Origin of the sequence: Massilia sp. BKSP1R2A-1, from assembly GCF_050586525.1 — a bacterium.
Lineage (GTDB): Bacteria > Pseudomonadota > Gammaproteobacteria > Burkholderiales > Burkholderiaceae_D > Telluria.
On sequence record NZ_JBOBRE010000020.1, the window covers coordinates 14,715 to 34,137 of the forward strand.

The following is a 19,423-nucleotide window of genomic DNA, read 5'->3' on the forward strand; positions in this document are numbered from 1 at the left end:
AGGGTGGGCGGGTCTCCCGCCCACGCGTTCAACTCCCCTCTGCGCCGCCACATGGCCATTTCATCCATCCACAACGACGCCCCGATCGGCATATTCGACTCGGGCGTCGGCGGCTTCTCGGTGCTGCGCCACATCCAGGCGCAGCTGCCGGACGAGCATCTCCTGTACTTCGCCGACACCGCCTTCGCCCCCTACGGCGGCAAGCCGGAGAACGTCCTCATCGAGCGCGTGCTGGGCATCGGCGCCTTCCTGGTGTCACGCGGCGCCAAGGCGCTGGTCGTGGCCTGCAACACCGCCACCATCGCCGCCGTGCGCATCCTGCGCGAACACTATCCCGACATGCCGATCGTCGGCGTCGAGCCGGGCCTGAAGCCGGGCGCAGCCGCGACCCGCAACGGCCTGGTGGGCGTGCTGGCCACCGAGCGCACCCTCGCCGGCGAAAAATTCCTGCTGCTGCGCGACCAGATCGTCGCCGCGACCGGCGCCCGCTTCCTGCTGCAGCCCTGCGTGGGCCTGGCCGACCAGATCGAATTCGGCGAACCCGGCGCGCCTGCATTGGAGGCCATGCTGGAACGCTACATCGCGCCACTGCTGGCCGAGGGCGCGGACACCCTGGTGCTCGGCTGCACCCATTATCCGCTGGTACAGGCATCGATCGAAGACGTGGTCCGGAGGCATACGGATGCGCAGGTAGCGCTGATCGACACCGGCGACGCCGTCGCTCGCCAGCTGGCGCGGCTGCTGGAAGCCTCGAAGCTGCTGCGCGGAGCCGGCGGCCAGCCGTCCGGCCTTACCGGCTTCACCACTGCCAGCGGGGAGGCGCTGCGGGCATCCTTCAACACCCTGCTGGGGCAGGATCCGACCGTGCACGAGGTCGAAATCAGCCTTCCGCAGCCTGGCTCGACCGCACAACACATTTAGATTTGCCAGTTCGCTCAGACCTTTGTATAATCTTGTTCTGTCTCGGAAACAGCGAGACAGAGAAGCAAGACAGTGGTGGCTGTAGCTCAGTTGGTAGAGTCCAGGATTGTGATTCCTGTTGTCGTGGGTTCGAGTCCCATCAGCCACCCCAAGAATTCAGCAGGAAGCCACCCATGCGGTGGCTTTTTTGTTGCCTAAAATATTCGCGGTCGTGGCTCTGGTGCTAACATTGCCGTATGGCCAGGCACACCTCACCCAAGAAGCTCTTTACCGATCCCCTCCTGTCGGCCTTCGGCATTGCCGGCTTCGTCATCGGCGTGCTGCTCTTCTACGGCATCAAACACCGCTTCAGCTCGGAACAGTGGGCGACCTGGGTCCAGGCCGTCGGCTCGGTGTCCGCCATCTGGATTTCGCTGGCCCTGGTCCAGCATCAGATCAGCAGGCAGCAGGAGGCGGAGAAAACGCGCGATGCGAAGAATGATCTTCGGATCGCCAGCTTTGCCCAGTCGGTCATCGGCGAAGCCATCGACGCAGTCAGGGCGACTCAGCGGGCGCAGGACGCCTGGCCGGATGACGGCGCAGGATATGTCTTCCATGAACGCTCGAGAATCCAGGCGGCGCAGATCATGATCCGGACCCTGGCTGCGGAACCCTTGTTCGCAGAGCTGATCAAGCCGGTCATCGACATGCACGCGCTTCTTGTGTCGGTGGAATCCGCGAGCGAGCAACTGGTCGGCAACGGCCCATTCAGGAACGACAGCAGGCTAGCGTCGTTCTGGACGCAGAAGAACGGACAGCTGGAAGCTATCGCCGCATCCACTGCAGCTGCGATGGACATTGCCCACCGTTCGCTGACAGCAGGCTGAGCTCCCCCCCTTCGGCACGGCCCAGCTTGCGCTCCCCCATCTTCCTTTAGCAATAAGTCTGCCCCATTTTGCCTTATATCATCCGCGGACTGTGGTGATTTGGCAACGTTTCCAGTGTTACGTGAACACTCCTTGTTTTCACCCCGCGTTGGCATCCTGAAGCCACCTTCGTCAGAGAGAAAAGGCGAGCAAAAACGTTTTCTCAAAATTCCGAAAAAACGTCTTCCAAAACCCCGTCTTTTAACAGTCAGTCGCCCCCGACAAATCTTTAGTTAAGCGTTTTCCTAATTCTGTTGACTTCGCTGTTTGATGTGATTACGATTTATGCAAGCAGAAGAACAAACAGGAGACATCAATGACGCGAACAAGCTCGCGCGCACTGCTTGCAGGCATCGCCCTGCTCGCCGCAGCACCTGCATTTGCCCAGTCCGCCAATGAATCGAATGCCGCCCTGGTCAAGCGCGGCATCGACGCCGCCGCGAAGCAGTACGCGACCCTGCTCCCCAAGGTGCAATCGAAGGAAGGCGTCCCCCGCACCGTCGAAAACGGTGACGTCAAACTGGTCGGCGTACGCGACTGGACCTCGGGCTTCTTCCCCGGCTCCCTGTGGTACCTGTTCGAAGCCACCGGCGACAAGAAATGGCGCGCCGCCGCCCAGGACTACACCGCGCGCATGGCCCCGGCCAAGTTCGACAAGACCCAGCACGACCTTGGCTTCATGCTCGGCGCCAGCTACGGCAACGGCTACCGCCTCACCAAGGACCCGAGCTACCGGGACGCCCTGCTGGCCGGCGCCACCACGCTGGTCACCCGCTACAACCCCAAGGTCGGCAGCATCCAGTCCTGGGACCTGTGGAAGAACAGCACCTGGGCCTTCCCCGTCATCATCGACAACATGATGAACCTGGAGCTCCTGACCTGGTCCGCCCGCGAAGCCAGGGAACCGTACTACCGCGACGTCGCCCTCACCCACGCCGACACCACGATCAAGAACCACTTCCGCCCCGACGGCTCGAGCGTGCACCTGGTCGACTACGATCCCCAGACCGGCGCCATCCGCGGCAAGGTCACGGTGCAGGGCAATGCGGATTCGTCGAGCTGGGCGCGCGGCCAGGCCTGGGGCCTGTATGGCTATACCATGATGTTCCGCGAGACGAAGAAGCCCGAGTACCTGCAGCAGGCGCATAAGATCGCGGCCTTCTTCATGAACCATCCGCGCCTCCCTCAAGATAAGGTCCCGTACTGGGACTTCGACGACGCCGCCATTCCGAACGCCCCGCGCGACAGCTCGGCCGCCGCCATCACCGCGTCCGCCCTGCTGGAACTCGCCGGCTTCTCCGACAAGGCCACCGCACAAAAGTACCGCGACTTCGCCACTGCCCAGCTGCGCAGCCTCGCCTCCCCCGCCTACCTCGCAGCAACGGGCGAAAACGGCGGCTTCCTGCTCAAGCACGCGACCGGCCACAAACCGGCCGGCAAGGAAATCGACGTCCCGCTCAACTACGCCGACTACTACTTTCTCGAAGCATTGCTGCGCCTGAAGGCCGCCAGCGCAACACATTGACGCATCCGGAGCACCGGGATCGATCCCCACACCGATCGTCACCCGGGCCTGGCACCTTTTCTTGAATTAAGGAGACAACGTTGGACAAGAACAGAAACGATTACTTCGCGGTGAAACCGGTTGCAGCGGTCGTCGCCATCGCGGTCGCACAATGGGCCGCCCCTGTCTACGCACAGGAAGCCCAGGAAGCGCAGCCGAACCCGAACCAGCTGCAGTCGGTGGTCGTCACCGCCAACAAGCGTGTCGAGAAGCTGGAGAGCGTGCCGATGGCGATCTCGGTCATCTCGGAAGAGGAACTGCAGCGCAATAACGTGCGCGAGATGGAGGACATCATCGCCCTCACCCCTTCCCTGACGCAGGCCTCGGGCACGACTGCCGCCAACAACGCGCTGTTCATGCGCGGCATCGGCACCGTCTCGGTCGGTATCGGCGTGGAGTCGGACGTCTCGGTGATCCTGGACGACATCCCGATCGCGGTGCAGTTCCAGGCCTTCCGCGACCTGGCCGACGTGGCGCGCGTCGAGGTGCTGAAAGGCCCGCAGAGCACCCTGTTCGGCAAGTCGGCGGTGGCCGGCGCGATCAATATCGTGACCAAGCCGATCAGCGGCCCGGTCACCTACCGCGGCAGCGCCTACTACACCAACGACCACGAATGGCGCCTGGCCGCCTCGATGGGCGGACGCTTCACCGACACCTTCGCCATGCGCATCGCCGCGAACAAGAGCGATATGCCGGGCAACTTCACCAACCTCACCGACGGCAAGAAGGTCAACGGCTCGTCGGGCAAGACCTTCATGGCGAAGTTCAGCTGGACCCCGATCCGCAACCTCGACATCGACTTGATGCCGCAGTATAACGAGCAGGAAAACACCCGCGGCGTGACGGCGGTGAACGGCTTCTACCGCACCACCGGCTCGGCCGCCGCCGGCAACCTGACGCGCGTGCCGGTCGACATCAATACCGCCTACATGAACGGCAACCCGAACCTGCCGGCATCGCAGGTGCTGGCCGGGATCGACCCGACCAATCCGCGCAACCGCCTGGTGCGCCGCGACTTCCCCACGGGAATCGCCTCGCGCACCACCGGCACCGGCCTCAAGCTGTCGTACACGCTGCCGAGCAATGCGACCCTGATGTCGATCTCCTCCTACCAGCGCTACAAGGCGAACGACTCGCGCGACCAGGACTTCACCGACGTGCCGACGCTCACCCGTCCGGGCGAAAACAAGCCCACGGTCGGCAACAACCAGTTCGGCACCTACGACATCACGTCCCGCACCCAGGAGATCCGACTGGTCTCGCCGGATGCCGGCAACCTGCGCTACGTGGCCGGCCTCTGGTGGGCGCGCAACGAGATCGAGCGCCACTTCATCCGCGGCTTCTGCGTCGCGCCGACCAAATGCGCGGCGAATTCGCCCTCGAGCCCGACCAACTACTACACCGACATCTACAACGTGAACAAGGCGGTGTTCGGCCAGGCGACCTGGGACTTCGCCCCGACCTGGACCCTGGTCGCCGGCCTGCGCCGCAACCTCGAGGAATCGGGCTTCAACTACGCACGCAACTTCTACACCGACCAGCTGGACCGCGCGAGCTTCGTGCCGGGCCCGGTGGGCGTGGACGTGTTCTCGAGCAGCGGCAACGAAGACTGGGCCACTACCGGCAAGCTGAGTATCCAGAAGCAGATCACGCCCGAAGTGATGGTCTACGCCATGACGGCCACCGGTCACAAGGGCAAGGCCTACGACGTGACCAGCGGCCTGCGCGCCTCGGCGGCCTTCCCGGTCGATCCGGAGAAGAGCCGCACCTTCGAGATCGGCACCAAGGCCAACCTCTTCAACAACCGCATGTCGGTGGCGGCCGTCATCTACAAGACGGACTTCCGGAACTACCAGCAGAACACCTCCTTCGTGCTGCCGAACGATCCGACCATCTACACCCAGCTGAACTCGATCCCGGAGATCGGCACCAAGGGCTTCGAACTCGACGCCAATATGCTGCTCAGCCCTGGCTGGTCGCTGAACGCCTCGCTGGCCTACACCCGTCCGACCATCAACGACTGGAAGAACGGTCCCTGCTACCAGGACAACACCAACCCGGCGATCGGCACCACGGGCAAGGGAGAGAATGGCTCACTGGCGGGCTGGAACCGCAACTGCTTCGCGATCCGCGAAGGCGCCACCACCGGCATCCAGGACCTGACCGGCGGGATCTTCCCCGGCACGCCGAAGATCAAGGTCAACATCGGCAGCAACTACGACCTGCGCTTCTCCTCGATGCCCTTCCGCGCTTTCGTGAACGGCAATGTGCGCTACCAGAGCGACTACCAGACCGCGATCAGCAACGACCCGCGCGCCGTCAATGACGCCTACACGATCGCCGACCTCGGCTTCGGGCTGCGCCAGAACTCGGACCGCTGGCGCCTGAGCTTCCAGATCAAGAACCTGTTCGACAAGTTCTACATCCCGAACGCGAACGCGAGCGGCCCGAGCTTCCGTGCGGGTCCCACCTCGACCTCGCCGGCGATCACGGTGGACAGCTGGGTGCCGCCGCGTGACGTGTTCCGCTACTACAGCGTGAAGCTGGACGTGAAGTTCTAAGTGCTGTTCCGGGGCGGTGGCGACACCGTCCCCCCAAGAAAAACGCGGCGCCTCATGGATGATGAGGCGCCGCGCTTTTTGTAGGGTGGGCGGATTCCGCCCACGCGTTCAAATCACGTGTCTCGGCCCGCTCCGTGGCTCGAATCCGTTCGTTGAACGCGTGGGCGGAGGACCGCCCACCCTACGAGATCAGTCCTTGTAGATCGGGCCGGCCAACACGAAAGGGCCACCCTGGTACGTTGCCGTGACGTCTTCCTTCGCCGGCCACTCTCCGCTTTGCGGGAAGCGCTCCGCGAATTCGCGCGAGCTGCGCTGGGCTTCGTAACCCAGGTGGGCCGCCAGGCGGTTGTCCCACCACTTGGTCTTGTTGTCCGAGACGCCGAAGGTAATGGTGTGGCCGACGCGCGGCGTGAACAGGGCGCAGCGCACCAGCTCGACCAGGTCGTCGTAGGCGAGGAAGGTGGTCATCATGCGCGCGTTGCGCGGTTCGTCGAAGGAAGAGCCGATGCGCAGGCAGACGGTCTCGATGCCGAAGCGGTCGTAGTAGTAGCGCGACAGGGCTTCGCCGAAGCACTTCGAGACGCCGTAGATGCAGTCCGGCCGCAGCGGCGCGCCGGCGTCGATCACCTGCGTGGTCGGGTAGAAGCCGACCACGTGGCTGGAGCTGGCATAGATCACGCGCTTGATGCCCTTCTTGTGCACGGCTTCGTACAGGTGGTGCAGTCCGACGATGTTGGCCTGGACGATCTTGTCGACCTGCTCCTCGACCGAGACGCCACCGAAGTGCAGCACAGCGTCGACGCCGTCGAGCAGGGACAGCACCGCCTCGCGGTCGGCCAGGTCGCACTGGACCACCTCCTCGTTCGGACCGGCCGGGGCGATCACCTTCACGTCGCTGAGGCGGACGATGTCGGCCCAGGGCTTGATGCGCTCGCGCAGCAGGGTGCCGAGGCCGCCGCCCGCCCCGGTCAACAACAGGCGGTGGAAGGGCTTGCGCGGTGTCTCTTCAGTCATGGGGTCTCCAGTGGTGTAATAACAGAGAGTTAAACGTTTAACTCAAGTATAGCGGAACGGCTTCCCGCGTCAATGCCGGACGGGGTGTTGGCAAAGTGGCTGGACCGCTTTGCAGCTAGGGAAAATGCCCGTTTACCGCGGCCGCTGCGTGATAAGATGCCGGGTCAAATAACGATTACCCGCCCCAATGAAAAGCTCCGCCCCGACCATCCGCGACGTCGCCGCAGCCGCCCAGGTGTCCACCGCCACGGTGTCCAAGTACATCAACGGTGCGCAGCGCTTTTCGCCCAAGGTCGAAGCGGCGCTGGATGCCGCCATCGCCAGCCTGGGCTACAAGTCCAATCCGCTGGCGAAATCCATGATCACGGGGCGCACCAACACCATCGGACTGTCGGTGCTGGACGTGACCAACCCCCATTTCTCCAGCATCCTGAAGGGCGCCAACCGCGTCGCCCACGACCACGAATATTCGGTGGTGCTGGTCGATACCGAGGAAACCCCGAGCCGCGAGCGCCGCACGCTGGAAGACCTGAGCCGGCGCGTGGACGGGCTGATTGTGTCCTCGCGCCTGCGTGAGCACGAGATGGCCTGGATGGCCGAGATCGACAAGCCGCTGGTGTTCTTCGGTGCGCTGAACGAACTCCCCCTCCCCACCGTGGCCAGCGACGACCACGGCGGCGCTTTCATGCTGGCCCAGCACCTGCGCATGCTCGGGCACAAGCGGATCGCCTACCTCGGCTTTTCCAAGTCGCGCCGCGACGAGGAGCGCCTGGGCGGCATCCGCGAGTGCCTCGACGCTGCCGGCCTGCCGCTCACCGTCTTCGATGCCGAAGGCCCCTCCATGCTTGAAGGCGAGCGCATGTGCTCGAACATCGTGCTGGGCGCCAGCCGTCCCGACGCGGTGATCTGCTACAACGACCTGATGGCGCTCGGCTTCATGAAGGAAGCGGCCAGCCTCGGCCTGTCGATCCCACGCGACCTGTCGGTGGTCGGCTTCGACAACATCCCTTATGGGAAGTACGTCACGCCGGCGCTCACCACGGTCGACCTGCAGAGCGAGCGCATGGGCGCCACCGCCATGGGCAAGCTGCTCTCGGTGATCCGCGGCGAGCAGGTCGAGAAGCTCACCAAGGTCGCGCCCCAGCTGGTGCTGCGCTCCTCGACCATCGCCCGCCAGGCCTGATCTCACGCGCATCGCTTTACTTTCCGGCATCGTTCGCCTATATTTAGGAAAACGTTTAACAACACCGGAGACACGATTGATGCGCCACGCCTTGCCCCTCCTGGCGGCCGCCTTGCTGGCCGCCCCTGCCATCGTCCACGCCGCGCCCGCGCAAGCTACGCCGCCCTTGCAGAAGAGCGTCGAGCAGGCCTATCCCCAGCTCGACTATCTGTTCCAGAAGCTGGCAAAGGAAAGGGATGGCATCGCGATGGACGGCCAGGCCGCCCTCAAGAGCAAAGACAAATTCCTGCCCGGGAAAATCGCCACGGGCCTCGCGGACCTGCTGGTCCACCTGCCCGCCAATGATCCGCGCCTGCCCGGCATGCTGCGCGACTACGCCGACCTGGCCGACCTCACCATCGGCATGGCGAACGACACCTGGGGCATCTACTACTATATCGGCGCCCTGCACCGCCTGAAGCAGGCCGGCCTGCTGGAACGCGCGGTGCGTCCCGCCACGCTGGAGACTCTGCGCAAGCGCCTCGACTGGCGCACTTTCGTACGGCTGCCGGACTATGAACTGATCGACCTGCCGACCAACTACTATGGCGTGGCCTTCAGCATCGCGCGCCTGCGCATGCTGATGGGCTGGGAAGACGGCAAATCGGGCGAGATCCTGCTGGACAAGATGCTCAAGCACTACGCCACCTATTCGGGCAAATACGGCTTCAGCGACGAGACCGACGGCCAGGGACGCTTCGACCGCTACAGCATCCTGCTCGCCGCCGAGATCTGCGAGCGCTTCATCGAGACCGGATTGGCGGTCACGCCGGAACTCAAGGCCCTGCTGCGCAAATCGGCCGAGGTGGCCCTGAACAGCGCGACGAGTGACGGCACCGGCTTCACCATGGGCCGCAGCCTGGGGCCGTACGGCGAGACCGCGATGCTCGAGATCCTGTCGACCGCCGCCTATCTCGGCGTGCTCTCGCCCGAGGAAAAGGAATACGCCTACGCTTATTCGGCGCGCATCGCCGAGCGCTATATGCGCTTCTGGTACCAGCCGGCCATGCATTCGGTGGACATGTGGAACGGCGGGCGCCGCACCGACACCTACCGCGGCAAGCACCGCATCCTGGGCGAGAACTTCTCGCTGCTGCACCAGCTCATCGCCACCAACGAGATGTGGAACAAGGCCGGCATGAAGGACGTGGCGCCGCGCCAGGACCTGGCCGCCTGGCTCGAACGCAGCCGCCCCAAGTTCTCGCTCACCCGCTTCGCGCGCGGCGAGCACGACCGGGCGCTGGGCATCTGGCGCGACAAGGGCCATGTGTTCAGCCTCTCGATCATCAATGGCGGCCAGAGCCAGCATGCCAACAGCCCCTATTACCCGCTGCCCTTCGCGCACGATGTCGTGGCGGGCGTGGCCGACAGCGGCTATGCGCATCCGCAGCTGATGCCGAAGTTCACGCTGGCCGATGGCAGCGAACTGATTGCGACCGCGTGGATGAAGGATATCGAAACGAAACCGCAGGGCGCGGGCCAGCTGCTGACGTATCGCCAGGACGCCCTCACCCGCCTCGGCAAGAACGTCCCGGTACGCGATCCGCGCATCAAGGTCGAGACGAGCTACAGCCTGCAGCCGGGCGCGATCACGCGCACCGACCGCTACACGCCGGCGTCGCCGCTGGACGTCAAGGCGCTGACGCTGGAATTCGGCTCCTTCTCGGGAGGCGCCACCGTGAATGGAAACACGGTACGCTTCAAGGAGGGCGCGGTGCAGGCCTTCGAGCTTGCAGGGCTGGCGTCATGCAAGGCCGAGCCGGCGAACGGCAGCCTTGAGTGGCGCGCGCCTTACGGCCAGATGCAGACGGTGGTCAGCTGCGCCAGCGGCGCCTTCAGCATGCGCGAGCCGCTGGTGGTGAGCTGGACCATCCGTTATGGGGACAAGCAGCAATAAGCGTTACAGGGGCACTCTCCTGCGGGGCTGGACCCGCGTTCACGCCCGACCGGCAGGAATGCTGCGTCGGGCTTTTTTGTAGGGTGTTCGGCTTCGCCGAACGCGCGTTCAACCGGCCTGGAGATGGACGATGCGCCTCATTGCACCGTGTAGTTGAACGCGCGCACGGCGGAGCCGTGCACCGGTCCACTGGACCGGCGCACCCCTACGAGCCGCGGACGTGCTCCAGGGGATTCGGCAAACTCCGGTCCCCACCCATGCGCGCATCCCAGTTGTTCGCGGGCGGCGGCTCCGTCGACAGCGGCTGCGCGGCATGGCGGTCGTAGATCGCGATCCAGCCCGGCATGCGCGGCGGCTTCTCCTGCTCGAAGCCGGTCATCCGCCGAAGCGTCGACGGATCGGCCACGTTGGCGCTCGAGAAGCGCACCAGGCGATCCAGCTGCGGGTGCTGCAGGTCGAGGATCGAGGCCACCATCACGAGCGGCGCGGCCGCATACAGGTGGTAGCTGAGCGCCTTGCCGGCGCGCGCCACCTCGAGCGGCAGCGAGCCGTCCGCCTGGATCTGGTCCATCGCGTGATCGAACATCTTGCGTCCCCAGGCCAGGTAGCGCGCCTCGCCCGTGACCGCGCCGGTGGCGGTGATGGCCAGGCCCTCCCAGTAATAGTGGTTGTTGCGCACGCCCTTGTGCGCATCCGAGTGGGCGATGGTCAGGTCGGCGAGCCGGCGCAGCCAGGCTTCGACCGCCTGGCGCTGGGCGGGCGTGGCTGCGGCCTGCACGCGCGCATAGCTCAGGGCGAGGCCGGACAAAGTCCATTTGCGTGTGTACCAGGACTGGTTCGTCGTCATGGCGCCGAGCATGCCGCCGCCATCGGCCCAGGCCTGCAGCCAGCCGAGGGCGCACTGCGCATCCGCCGGCTTGCGTCCACGCTGCCAGGCGTTGGCCGAGCGCGCGACGCCGTCCAGGTAATCGTTGACGGGCTTGACCGCGGCCTCGTTGCGCGCCTTGAGCACCGGGTCGACGATGGAATTGTGCTTGTCGCTGTAGTAGCGGTTCGCGTCGATGTCGCGCACCACGGGCGGCGGGGCCTCGCAGGCGGATGCCGCACCCTGGGCCAGCGTGGACAGGATCAGGGCGGTCAGCGCCGGACGGATGAGGTATGGCATCGGAACTCCTTGTTTTTGGAAAACGTTTAACCGATTGTAAGCAAGGTCGTGGCGCAAGTAAACAAAGTCCATCCCGGAGTGAGTTGCTCGACTTTTTCATCCAGCGTGGATATGCTCGAAGCTCACGCAACCGCGGCGCCCCGGCGGCCTTACTGATGCCCGACAAGCAAAACGCCCCTACTCCGATCAACCGCCTCACGGCGGCCAAACGCCCTGCGGTTCGCCTCGCGATCAGGGTCCTTGTCCTCTTTTGCGTCCTGTTGATCGGCGCCCAGGCCTGGAGCATCTGGACGGCGCGCGAGACGCGCCTGGCCGAGAACGCCGCCTCGACATCGAACATGTCCAGTGCGCTCGCCGCGCAAGCCGAAAGCACGGTGCGCATCGTCGATACGGTGCTGGCGGGCGTGGTGGAGCGGGTCGAGCACGACGGCGTGGCGCCCTCCTCCGCCGACCGCCTGCGCCTGCACCTGCGCAATATGGTTGGCGAAGTCAAGGAGCTGCATGGTCTCTTCATCTACGGTACCGACGGCACCTGGCTGGTGTCTTCGCTGGACCGTCCGATGGTCGGAAACAATGCCGACCGCGAGTATTTCCAGTACCACCTGAAGCACAAGGACCGCGGCCTGCACATCGGCAAGCCGATCCGCAGCCGTTCGACCGGCGTCTGGATCCTGCCGATTTCGCGCCGCATCGACAACCCCGACGGCAGCTTCGCCGGCGTCGCCCTCGGAACGATCCGCATCGATTTCTTCGCCGATCTGTACGACCGCTTCGACGTCGGCCGCGAAGGCGTGATCCTGCTCCTGCTCGACGATGCGACCATGGTGTACCGCCGGCCCTTCGTTGAAAAACTGATCGGCACCAGCCTGGCGGGCGGCCCCATCTTCCAGATGTACAGGTCGCAGGGCCCGGTCGGCTCGGCCATCCTGCGCTCCAAGGTGGACGGCGTGGTGCGCCTGTACAGCTATCGCCACCTGGACGACCTGCCGCTGATCGTGGCGACCGCGCGCTCCAAGCATGAAATCCTCGAGGAATGGCAGCAGTCGACCCTGCTGCTGGCCTCCGGCACCTTGCTGATCGTGGTACTGCTGGGCGGCGTCGGCTCGCGCCTGGTACGCCAGATCGTGATCCGCGACCAGCTGGAAGCCGAGTTGCGCATCGCCGAAGAACACCTGCAGGAGCGCAACCAGGAACTGACCGTGCTGGCGACCAATGACGGCCTGACCGGCATCGCCAACCGCCGCCATTTCGACGACACGCTGGCGCGCGAGATGAACCGCGCAACGCGCACCGGGGTGCCGGTATCGCTGGTGCTGATGGACGTGGATTTCTTCAAGAAGTATAACGACCGCTACGGCCACGTGGCCGGCGACGACTGCCTGCGCCAGGTGGCCCATACGCTGCGCAAGAGTCTCGGCCGCCCGAGCGACCTGGCCGCGCGCTACGGCGGCGAGGAGTTCGCCGTGATCCTGCCCGGCACGGGCGCTGTGGGAGCCCGTTACGTGGCCGAGCGCCTGCGGCTGGCCATCCTCGACCTCGCGCTGCCCCATGCGGACAACCAGGGGGGCCTGGTCACGATCAGCGCCGGTGTGCGCACCTTCCATCCTGGCTCGGGCGACATCGGCGAGCCCGGAGAGTTCGTCAACCAGGCCGATGCGCTGCTCTACCAGGCCAAGGCGGGGGGGCGCAACCGCGTGTGCGGCGACCTCGACAATATCGATCCGGCGCCGGTGTCGTTCGCGGTATAAAAAAACCGCCTGCGATGCAGGCGGTTCTTCTTGCCCCTCAACCCGTCTTAGTAACGGTTCGGATTGTTCGGGCGGGCGTCATGGCGGTTCGGGACGCCGTCGCCGTCACGGTCGCGGCGCGCCATGCGGTGGTCTTGACGGACCCAGCCGCCGCGCTCCAGGTACCAGCCGTTGCGGTCCTGGCGCCATTCCGGACGGTGGTAGACGTAGCCGGCGCGAACTCGCTCATAGTGGCCGCGTTCCCACACATAGCGGCGGCCGTTCCAGCTCCAGTAGCCAGGCACCCATTCGTGGCCGCGGCGGGCGGCGGGGATCGATTCATGACGCAGCGGCGGCGGCGCCTTGTGCACCACGATCACTTCGGTGCGGCCCTGGGCCTGCGCCTGGACCGGCGCGAAAGCGGCAGTACTGATCAGGACGGCTGCGGTAGCGGCAAGAATGCTTTTCATGGTGTTTCTCCTTTCGATTGGTGTTGGACACACTATAGCCAGCCACAACCGCGCACGGGAGAAATGAAAAACTCGCTTACAAGCGATACATTCCGCATTGGAAATGTAACTGAAGCATTCCAGAAAGCAAAACAGCCGGCACGCGGCCGGCTGTTTCAAGGGGAGAAAACCGATTAATCCAGTTTCCAGGCGTAGTCGACCTTGGCCCAGGTCTGGGCCGGTGCGCCGTCCTTGGTGCCCGGCTTGAACTTGCATGCCGACAGGCCTTTCAGGGCTGCACGGTCCAGGTTCTTGAAACCGCTCGACTTTTCCAGCTTCGACTCGGTCACGGTGCCGTCGGCGCTCACCAGGAACGATGCCGAGGTGGTGCCCTGCTCTTCATTCATCAGCGACGCTTTCGGGTACTCGACCGCGCACTTCTTCGGATCGAAAGTGGCCGGCACTTCGGCGGCGAAGGTGGCGCCGGCTGCGGTGGCGAGGGTCATTGCTGCGATCAGTTTCACGGTCAGGTTTTTCATGATTTCCCCAATAAGGTTTTGATAAAGGTTGGCAGTCTCACTGCATGCCGGCCCGGGGGCCGGCTATTTCTCTCTTAGAATTCTTCCCACTCGTCGCTGGCGACGGTGGCGGCCTTCTTCGGCTTGGAAGCCGGTGCTGCGTCTTCCTGGGCAGGAGCTGCCGGTGCTGCTGCGGCTGGCTTCTTCGCGGCCGGCTTCTTCAGGGCCGGGGCCGGACGTTTGACAGCTGCCGGACGCACCACCACGGCGGTGCTGGTCGCTGCAGGCGCCGAGGTCTCGGCCTGGTACTGCTCGCCCTCGCTCAGCTTGAAGATGCTGACGACGCGGGCCAGTTCGCTCGCCTGGTCTTGCAGGCTCTGCGCTGCGGCAGCGGCCTCTTCCACCAGGGCGGCATTCTGCTGGGTCATGCTGTCCATCTCGATGATCGACATGTTGACCTGTTCGATACCTGCGCTCTGTTCAGCGCTGGCGTTGGCGATCTCGCTCATGATGTCCGTCACGCGGCGCACGCTGGCCACCACTTCGTCCATCGTCACGCCGGCCTGGCCGACGAGCTTGCTGCCACGCTCGACCTTCTCGACGGAGTCGCCGATCAGGGTCTTGATTTCTTTCGCTGCCGCAGCCGAACGCTGGGCCAGGTTACGCACTTCCGACGCCACCACCGCGAAGCCGCGGCCCTGTTCACCGGCACGCGCCGCTTCCACCGCGGCGTTCAGCGCCAGGATGTTGGTCTGGAAGGCGATGCCGTCGATGACGCCGATGATGTCCGAAATCTTGCTGGCCGAGCTGTTGATCTCGCCCATGGTGCCGACCACTTGCGACACCACTTCGCCGCCCTTGCGGGCCACGTCCGACGCGGTCGCCGCCAGGGCGTTCGCTTCACGGGCGTTGTCGGCATTCTGCTTCACGGTCGAGGTCAGTTCTTCCATCGCCGAGGCGGTCTTTTCCAGCGAGCTGGCCTGCAGTTCGGTACGCGAGGACAGGTCGATGTTGCCGGCGGCGATTTCACGCGAGGCGGTGCCGATGGTTTCGGTGCCGCGGCGCACTTGCTCGACGATGCCGACCAGGCTGTTGCGCATTTCTTTCATTTCGACCAGCAGGCTGCCACGGTCCGACGAGTCGGTCTCGATGGCGATCGACAGGTCGCCGTGGGCGATGCTGCCGGCGATCTGGGCGGTGTACGCCGGCTCGCCACCCAGCTGCTTGCGCAGGCTGCGGGCAATCAGCCAGGCCATCACGACACCCATGGCCACCGCTGCCAGCAGCAGGACGATCATGAAGTTACGGGCGTTCTGGAAGGCGGTCTCGGCGTCGGCCTTGCTCTGGGCGTTCTGCTTTTCTTCGGTGGTGGCCAGCTGGTCCAGCGCTTCCATCCACTTCTTCTGTGCCGGGCGCACTTCGCGGATCATCACGCGGGTGGCGTCCATGGCGTTATTCGCCAGGTACAGCTCCGATGCCTTGGCGATGGCCGGCATGGTCGCGCCTTCGGCTTCCTTGATCTGGGCCAGCAGCGCTTTTTCCTTGTCGCTGGCGTGGGCCGCGAAGATCGTCGACAGCTTCTTCTGCGCGTCGTCGTACTTCTTGGTCTGTTCCTTGAACTTGACCATTTCCGGTTCCATGTCGGCCGGGTCGGTCATCAGGGTCAGGACGCGCAGCGAAGCGACGCGTTCGTTGACGTTGTTGCGCATATCGATCACGAGACCGGTCGAGACATTGCTGACACTGACCACGCGGTCAAGGCGGTCCTGGATCTGCGACATGCGCACGATGCCCACCACCGTCACTGCAACCAGCAATACCAGCACCAGTGCAAAGCCGAGTGCGAGGCGGGTACCGACCTTCAAGTTATTCAAAAAAGCCATGCTCGTGTTCTTCCTGTATCTATTGATCGAAATTCGCCCGGATTCTGGCGCCGTGCGACGCGTATGCCGTAATTGTTTGTGATCTACGACTATTTCCGACAGGATAAATCAAAAATTCTGACCGGAAAGTCGGAAATCGACTGCAGCATCCGAACTGTTTCAGCTCAACAACAGTGTTGATGTTCAACAAGGCAAATTATGCTTGTGGTCTTTCCATAGGGCAAGCTTGATGCGCAGCATCGGTATATGGATTGCAATAGTTTGTATCTATTTGCCGACAAGAAACAAAAAAGGCGTACCGAAGTACGCCTTTTGCGGGAAACAAAGTTGCCAGGAATCTAACTTACGCAGCGATCGGCATGCGCGAGGCCGCTTCGAGCAGCAGGGCCGGGTCGCCGCTGGCAAGCCGCTTGGGATCGGACAGCATTTGCCGAAAGGCGCGCGCCCCCGGCAGGCCGGTCATGATGCCCAGCATGTGGCGGGTGATGCTGTTGAGTTTCAGGCCGTGTCCACCGTACAGGCGCAGCTGTTCCGCGATATAGGGAATCATCGCCTCCAGCACCTGCACCCGGGTTTTCAGGGGCGCATTCGCGTCACCGTAGAAACGGCGGTCCCAGTCCGCCATCACCCAGGGGTTGTGGTAGGCCTCGCGGCCCAGCATCACGCCATCGACGTGTTGCAGGTGCAGGGCGATCTCGTCGTCGTTCTTCACGCCGCCGTTGATGATGATCTCGAGCTCGGGGAAATCGCGCTTGAGCTGGTAGGCCACTTCATAGCGCAGCGGCGGGATCTCGCGGTTCTCCTTCGGCGACAGGCCCTTGAGCACCGCATTGCGGGCATGGACGATGAAGGTCCGGCAGCCGGCGTCCGCGATGGTGCCGATGAAGTCGCGGACAAACGCATATTCCTCGTTGTAGTCGATGCCGATGCGGTGCTTCACCGTGACATCGACCGAGACCGCGTCGCGCATCGCCTTGACGCAGTCGGCCACCAGGGCCGGCTCCTGCATCAGGCAGGCCCCGAAGGCGCCCTTCTGTACCCGCTCCGAGGGGCAGCCGCAATTGAGGTTGATCTCGTCGTAGCCCCACTGCTCGCCCAGCCTGGCGCTTTTCGCCAGGTCGGCCGGGTCGCTGCCGCCCAGCTGCAGCGCGACCGGATGCTCGCTCTCGGCGTAGCGCAGGTGGCGCTCGACGTCGCCGTAGACCAGGGCGCCGGTCGTCACCATCTCTGTATACAACCAGGTGTGCCGGGTGATGTGGCGGTGGAAGACACGGCAATGGCGGTCGGTCCAGTCCATCATGGGGGCAACCGAAAGACGGCGGCTGGGCAGTTTGCTTGGGACTTCCATACGGGATGCGATGCGAAAAAAAGGGGTCGATTTTACCGCAAACCGGCTGTACGAATGTGACTGATGGCCTGGCGCAGCGCCCGGCGGACCTGTCTGCCCGTGTTGCGGATGGGCCTGCGGCGGCTTGTTCGCCCTCCTACCTTCATGATATTGTCTTGCGTCAACAAGGTAAAATTTTCTTGTCTGATGGTCGAAACCGAAAGCGGCTGACTTTCCCGGACAGCCAACACAGCAGCTTGCCGGCGACTCCCCCACTCTATCTTGCAAAAATGAGCATTGTCATTATTAACTGGCGGGGGGGCGAAAACGACCCCTTCACCTATTTCAGCAGGTGCATGCAGCAGGCGTTCGAGCGCATGGGGCGCCCGGCGCACATCGTCGACCTCGACGATTCGGTGATGGACAAGCTGGCCGTGCTCAGCAACCAGGGCATCGACTTCGTCATCCTGTGGCAGGGCATCGGCCTGCAGCTCGGCGCCGCGAACATCGGCTCCGCCAACATCTGGGACCAGATGCGGGTCCCGGTCCTGTGCTACCACGGCGACCATCCCTGCCACATGCCCGACAACCACAACGCCGCGTCTCCGTGGGTGCAGCACATCTATGGCACGGCGTCGTTTGCGATGTTCGCGAATACCTACTTCGCGCGCGAGAGCAGCGCCACGTTCTTTCCGACGCCGGTCTGGTTCACCGATGGCGTCAAAGGCCGATTCGAAGGAAACTTTTTCGTCTTCCCGAAGAATCTCGACGACCTCGACGCGACCCTGAAGGAGTGGCGCGACACGTCGCCGCAGCAGCTCTCCAGCTTCCTGCTCGAGGCCGCGGACGCCATCATCGGCGAATTCAGGAATGGCAACCGCACAAGTCACCACGACATCATCGATGGCCTGCTGAATGCGGAACGCATGGCGGCGCTATGCAAGGAATTCCAACACCCGGAGTTGCCGGTGCGCGTGCATCTCCATATGCTGCTGGACAAGATCCATCGCAATGTGGTCGCCGAGCATGTCGTTGAAGATCTGCAAGATGTGCCGCTCAAGGTCTACGGACGGGGCTGGGACCGATTCAAGCTCCGGCAAAATCGCCATCACGAGTTCCTGACGTTTGATGCGATGTCGGACAATGCTTTCCAGTTCGCCTCCCAGTACGGCATTATCGATGCGGCGCCCATTCACGATGGCCTCCACGACCGTACCCTTCGTGCGATGAGCAACCGCTCCGGGTTCCTGATGGGTGCCAACTGGCCGTACGAGACTTACTTGGGCGGCGACTACGCCAAACTGTTTTTCGACGGCGCGGCAGGCGGCTTGCGGGATCGTGCGGAGCTGGTCATGCAGTCTCCCGAGGCCCACCGGGCACGGTGTGCGGACTTTGCACGGCAACACCAGCAGCAGTTCTCGCTTTTCAGCTTCATCAAATACCTTGAAGAAATGAGCGGGACGGTCAAAGCACGGGCCTTGGCTTAGCGCTGCGGCGAGCCTGAACAGCAAGAAAAGGGGAGTAAATGGCTGTATTCGACGACATTGGCTATGACGATTTTCGCCGGATGGCGACGGACGACAGCCTGAGCGCCCATGAAAAGATCGGCTTCCCGGACGCCTACCGGGAAGCCCATGAAGCGGCCATCTTCGCCGACATCCAGTCGAAGCTGACCAGGCTGGCGGACCGTTCCCGCAACGTGCTCGATATCGGTCCCGGATGCGCGGGGCTGCCGCGCCTGCTGATCGACCTGTGCCGGCAGCAGGACCATTCGCTCGTGCTGATCGATTCGCCCGAAATGCTGGCCCACCTGCCCGATGCGTCCGGCGTGACCAAGCTGCCGGGCTTCTACCCGAATTGCGACGAGGCCTTGCAGCCCTGGATCGGCCGTTTCGACGCCATTCTTTGCTACAGCGTCTTCCAGTACATCTTCGTCGAAGCCAGTTTCTGGAAGTTCCTGGACCTGTCCATCCAGCTGCTGGCGCCGGGCGGCCAGATGCTGATCGGAGACATTCCGAACGTCTCCAAGCGCAAGCGCTTCTTCGCGAGCGATACCGGGGTCAAGTTCCACCAGAACTTCATGCAGACGACCGAGGTGCCCCAGGTCGATTTCCGTGCGGTGGAAACGAACAAGATCGATGACGCCGCGATTCTCGGCGTGATCATGCGCGCCCGCGCGCAAGGGTGCGACGCCTACTGGCTGCCCCAGGGCGAAGCGCTGCCGATGGCCAACCGGCGTGAAGACGTGCTCATCGTCAAGCCATAGCGAG

The 19,423-nt window shown here is 63.8% G+C and carries 15 protein-coding genes and 1 tRNA gene; 10 read left to right on the forward strand and 6 right to left on the reverse strand.

The genetic code is table 11. The annotated features are described in order from the left end of the window. Positions 1 to 51 precede the first annotated feature (51 nt). From murI to ACQ7JA_RS23340, 5 genes are all read left to right on the forward strand, one after another. Positions 52 to 921, forward strand: a complete 870-nt coding sequence (murI, locus tag ACQ7JA_RS23320) for a glutamate racemase (protein WP_430902090.1) — start codon at positions 52 to 54, stop codon at positions 919 to 921. 75 nt (positions 922 to 996) lie between these two features. Beyond that, positions 997 to 1,072: transfer RNA gene (locus tag ACQ7JA_RS23325), tRNA-His, on the forward strand. 85 nt (positions 1,073 to 1,157) lie between these two features. Further along, the gene (locus ACQ7JA_RS23330) at positions 1,158 to 1,787 is read left to right on the forward strand and encodes a hypothetical protein (RefSeq protein WP_430902091.1); all 630 of its coding nucleotides are present in this window, start codon (positions 1,158 to 1,160) and stop codon (positions 1,785 to 1,787) included. A gap of 355 nt (positions 1,788 to 2,142) precedes the next feature. Then, a complete protein-coding gene (locus ACQ7JA_RS23335; RefSeq protein WP_430902092.1) occupies positions 2,143 to 3,351 on the forward strand; it encodes a glycoside hydrolase family 88 protein in 1,209 nt (402 codons plus the stop codon). Between the two features lie 80 nt (positions 3,352 to 3,431). Continuing rightward, on the forward strand, positions 3,432 to 5,951 hold the full coding sequence (locus tag ACQ7JA_RS23340; protein WP_430902093.1) for a TonB-dependent receptor: 2,520 nt from the start codon (positions 3,432 to 3,434) through the stop codon (positions 5,949 to 5,951). Between the two features lie 189 nt (positions 5,952 to 6,140). Here the strand turns inward: ACQ7JA_RS23340 and ACQ7JA_RS23345 are convergent, their stop codons facing one another. After that, a complete protein-coding gene (locus ACQ7JA_RS23345) occupies positions 6,141 to 6,965 on the reverse strand; it encodes an NAD-dependent epimerase/dehydratase family protein (RefSeq protein ID WP_430902094.1) in 825 nt (274 codons plus the stop codon). Between the two features lie 187 nt (positions 6,966 to 7,152). Here ACQ7JA_RS23345 and ACQ7JA_RS23350 point away from each other — a divergent pair, with 187 nt between their 5' ends. Beyond that, complete coding sequence (locus tag ACQ7JA_RS23350) at positions 7,153 to 8,148, forward strand: LacI family DNA-binding transcriptional regulator (protein ID WP_430902095.1); 996 nt, start codon at positions 7,153 to 7,155, stop codon at positions 8,146 to 8,148. Between the two features lie 79 nt (positions 8,149 to 8,227). Beyond that, positions 8,228 to 10,084: a hypothetical protein gene (locus tag ACQ7JA_RS23355; protein WP_430902096.1), complete on the forward strand. Its 1,857-nt coding sequence runs from the start codon at positions 8,228 to 8,230 to the stop codon at positions 10,082 to 10,084. 205 nt (positions 10,085 to 10,289) lie between these two features. Here ACQ7JA_RS23355 and ACQ7JA_RS23360 read toward each other — a convergent pair whose 3' ends face one another. Beyond that, positions 10,290 to 11,249 carry an alginate lyase family protein gene (locus tag ACQ7JA_RS23360; protein ID WP_430902097.1) on the reverse strand — a complete coding sequence of 320 codons (960 nt, stop codon included), beginning with the start codon at positions 11,247 to 11,249 and terminating at the stop codon, positions 10,290 to 10,292. A gap of 155 nt (positions 11,250 to 11,404) precedes the next feature. Here ACQ7JA_RS23360 and ACQ7JA_RS23365 point away from each other — a divergent pair, with 155 nt between their 5' ends. Next, positions 11,405 to 12,997 (forward strand): sensor domain-containing diguanylate cyclase, encoded by a 1,593-nt coding sequence (locus ACQ7JA_RS23365; RefSeq protein WP_430902098.1) that lies wholly within the window; start codon positions 11,405 to 11,407, stop codon positions 12,995 to 12,997. A 47-nt stretch (positions 12,998 to 13,044) separates the two neighbouring features. Here the strand turns inward: ACQ7JA_RS23365 and ACQ7JA_RS23370 are convergent, their stop codons facing one another. The 4 genes from ACQ7JA_RS23370 to dusA form a co-directional block, all read right to left on the reverse strand. Beyond that, positions 13,045 to 13,446, reverse strand: coding sequence for a YXWGXW repeat-containing protein (locus ACQ7JA_RS23370; RefSeq protein WP_430902099.1), 402 nt, complete (start codon positions 13,444 to 13,446; stop codon positions 13,045 to 13,047). A gap of 173 nt (positions 13,447 to 13,619) precedes the next feature. Then, a complete protein-coding gene (locus tag ACQ7JA_RS23375; protein ID WP_430902100.1) occupies positions 13,620 to 13,964 on the reverse strand; it encodes an energy transducer TonB in 345 nt (114 codons plus the stop codon). A 74-nt stretch (positions 13,965 to 14,038) separates the two neighbouring features. Beyond that, positions 14,039 to 15,826, reverse strand: a complete 1,788-nt coding sequence (locus ACQ7JA_RS23380; RefSeq protein ID WP_430902101.1) for a methyl-accepting chemotaxis protein — start codon at positions 15,824 to 15,826, stop codon at positions 14,039 to 14,041. Between the two features lie 343 nt (positions 15,827 to 16,169). Continuing rightward, positions 16,170 to 17,126, reverse strand: a complete 957-nt coding sequence (dusA, locus tag ACQ7JA_RS23385) for a tRNA dihydrouridine(20/20a) synthase DusA (protein WP_430902102.1) — start codon at positions 17,124 to 17,126, stop codon at positions 16,170 to 16,172. Between the two features lie 104 nt (positions 17,127 to 17,230). Between dusA and ACQ7JA_RS23390 the strand changes: the two genes are divergently transcribed. Together ACQ7JA_RS23390 and ACQ7JA_RS23395 are read left to right on the forward strand one after the other, a co-directional pair. Then, a complete protein-coding gene (locus ACQ7JA_RS23390) occupies positions 17,231 to 18,640 on the forward strand; it encodes a hypothetical protein (protein ID WP_430902103.1) in 1,410 nt (469 codons plus the stop codon). A 38-nt stretch (positions 18,641 to 18,678) separates the two neighbouring features. Beyond that, positions 18,679 to 19,419, forward strand: a complete 741-nt coding sequence (locus ACQ7JA_RS23395) for a class I SAM-dependent methyltransferase (protein ID WP_430902104.1) — start codon at positions 18,679 to 18,681, stop codon at positions 19,417 to 19,419. Positions 19,420 to 19,423 lie beyond the last annotated feature (4 nt).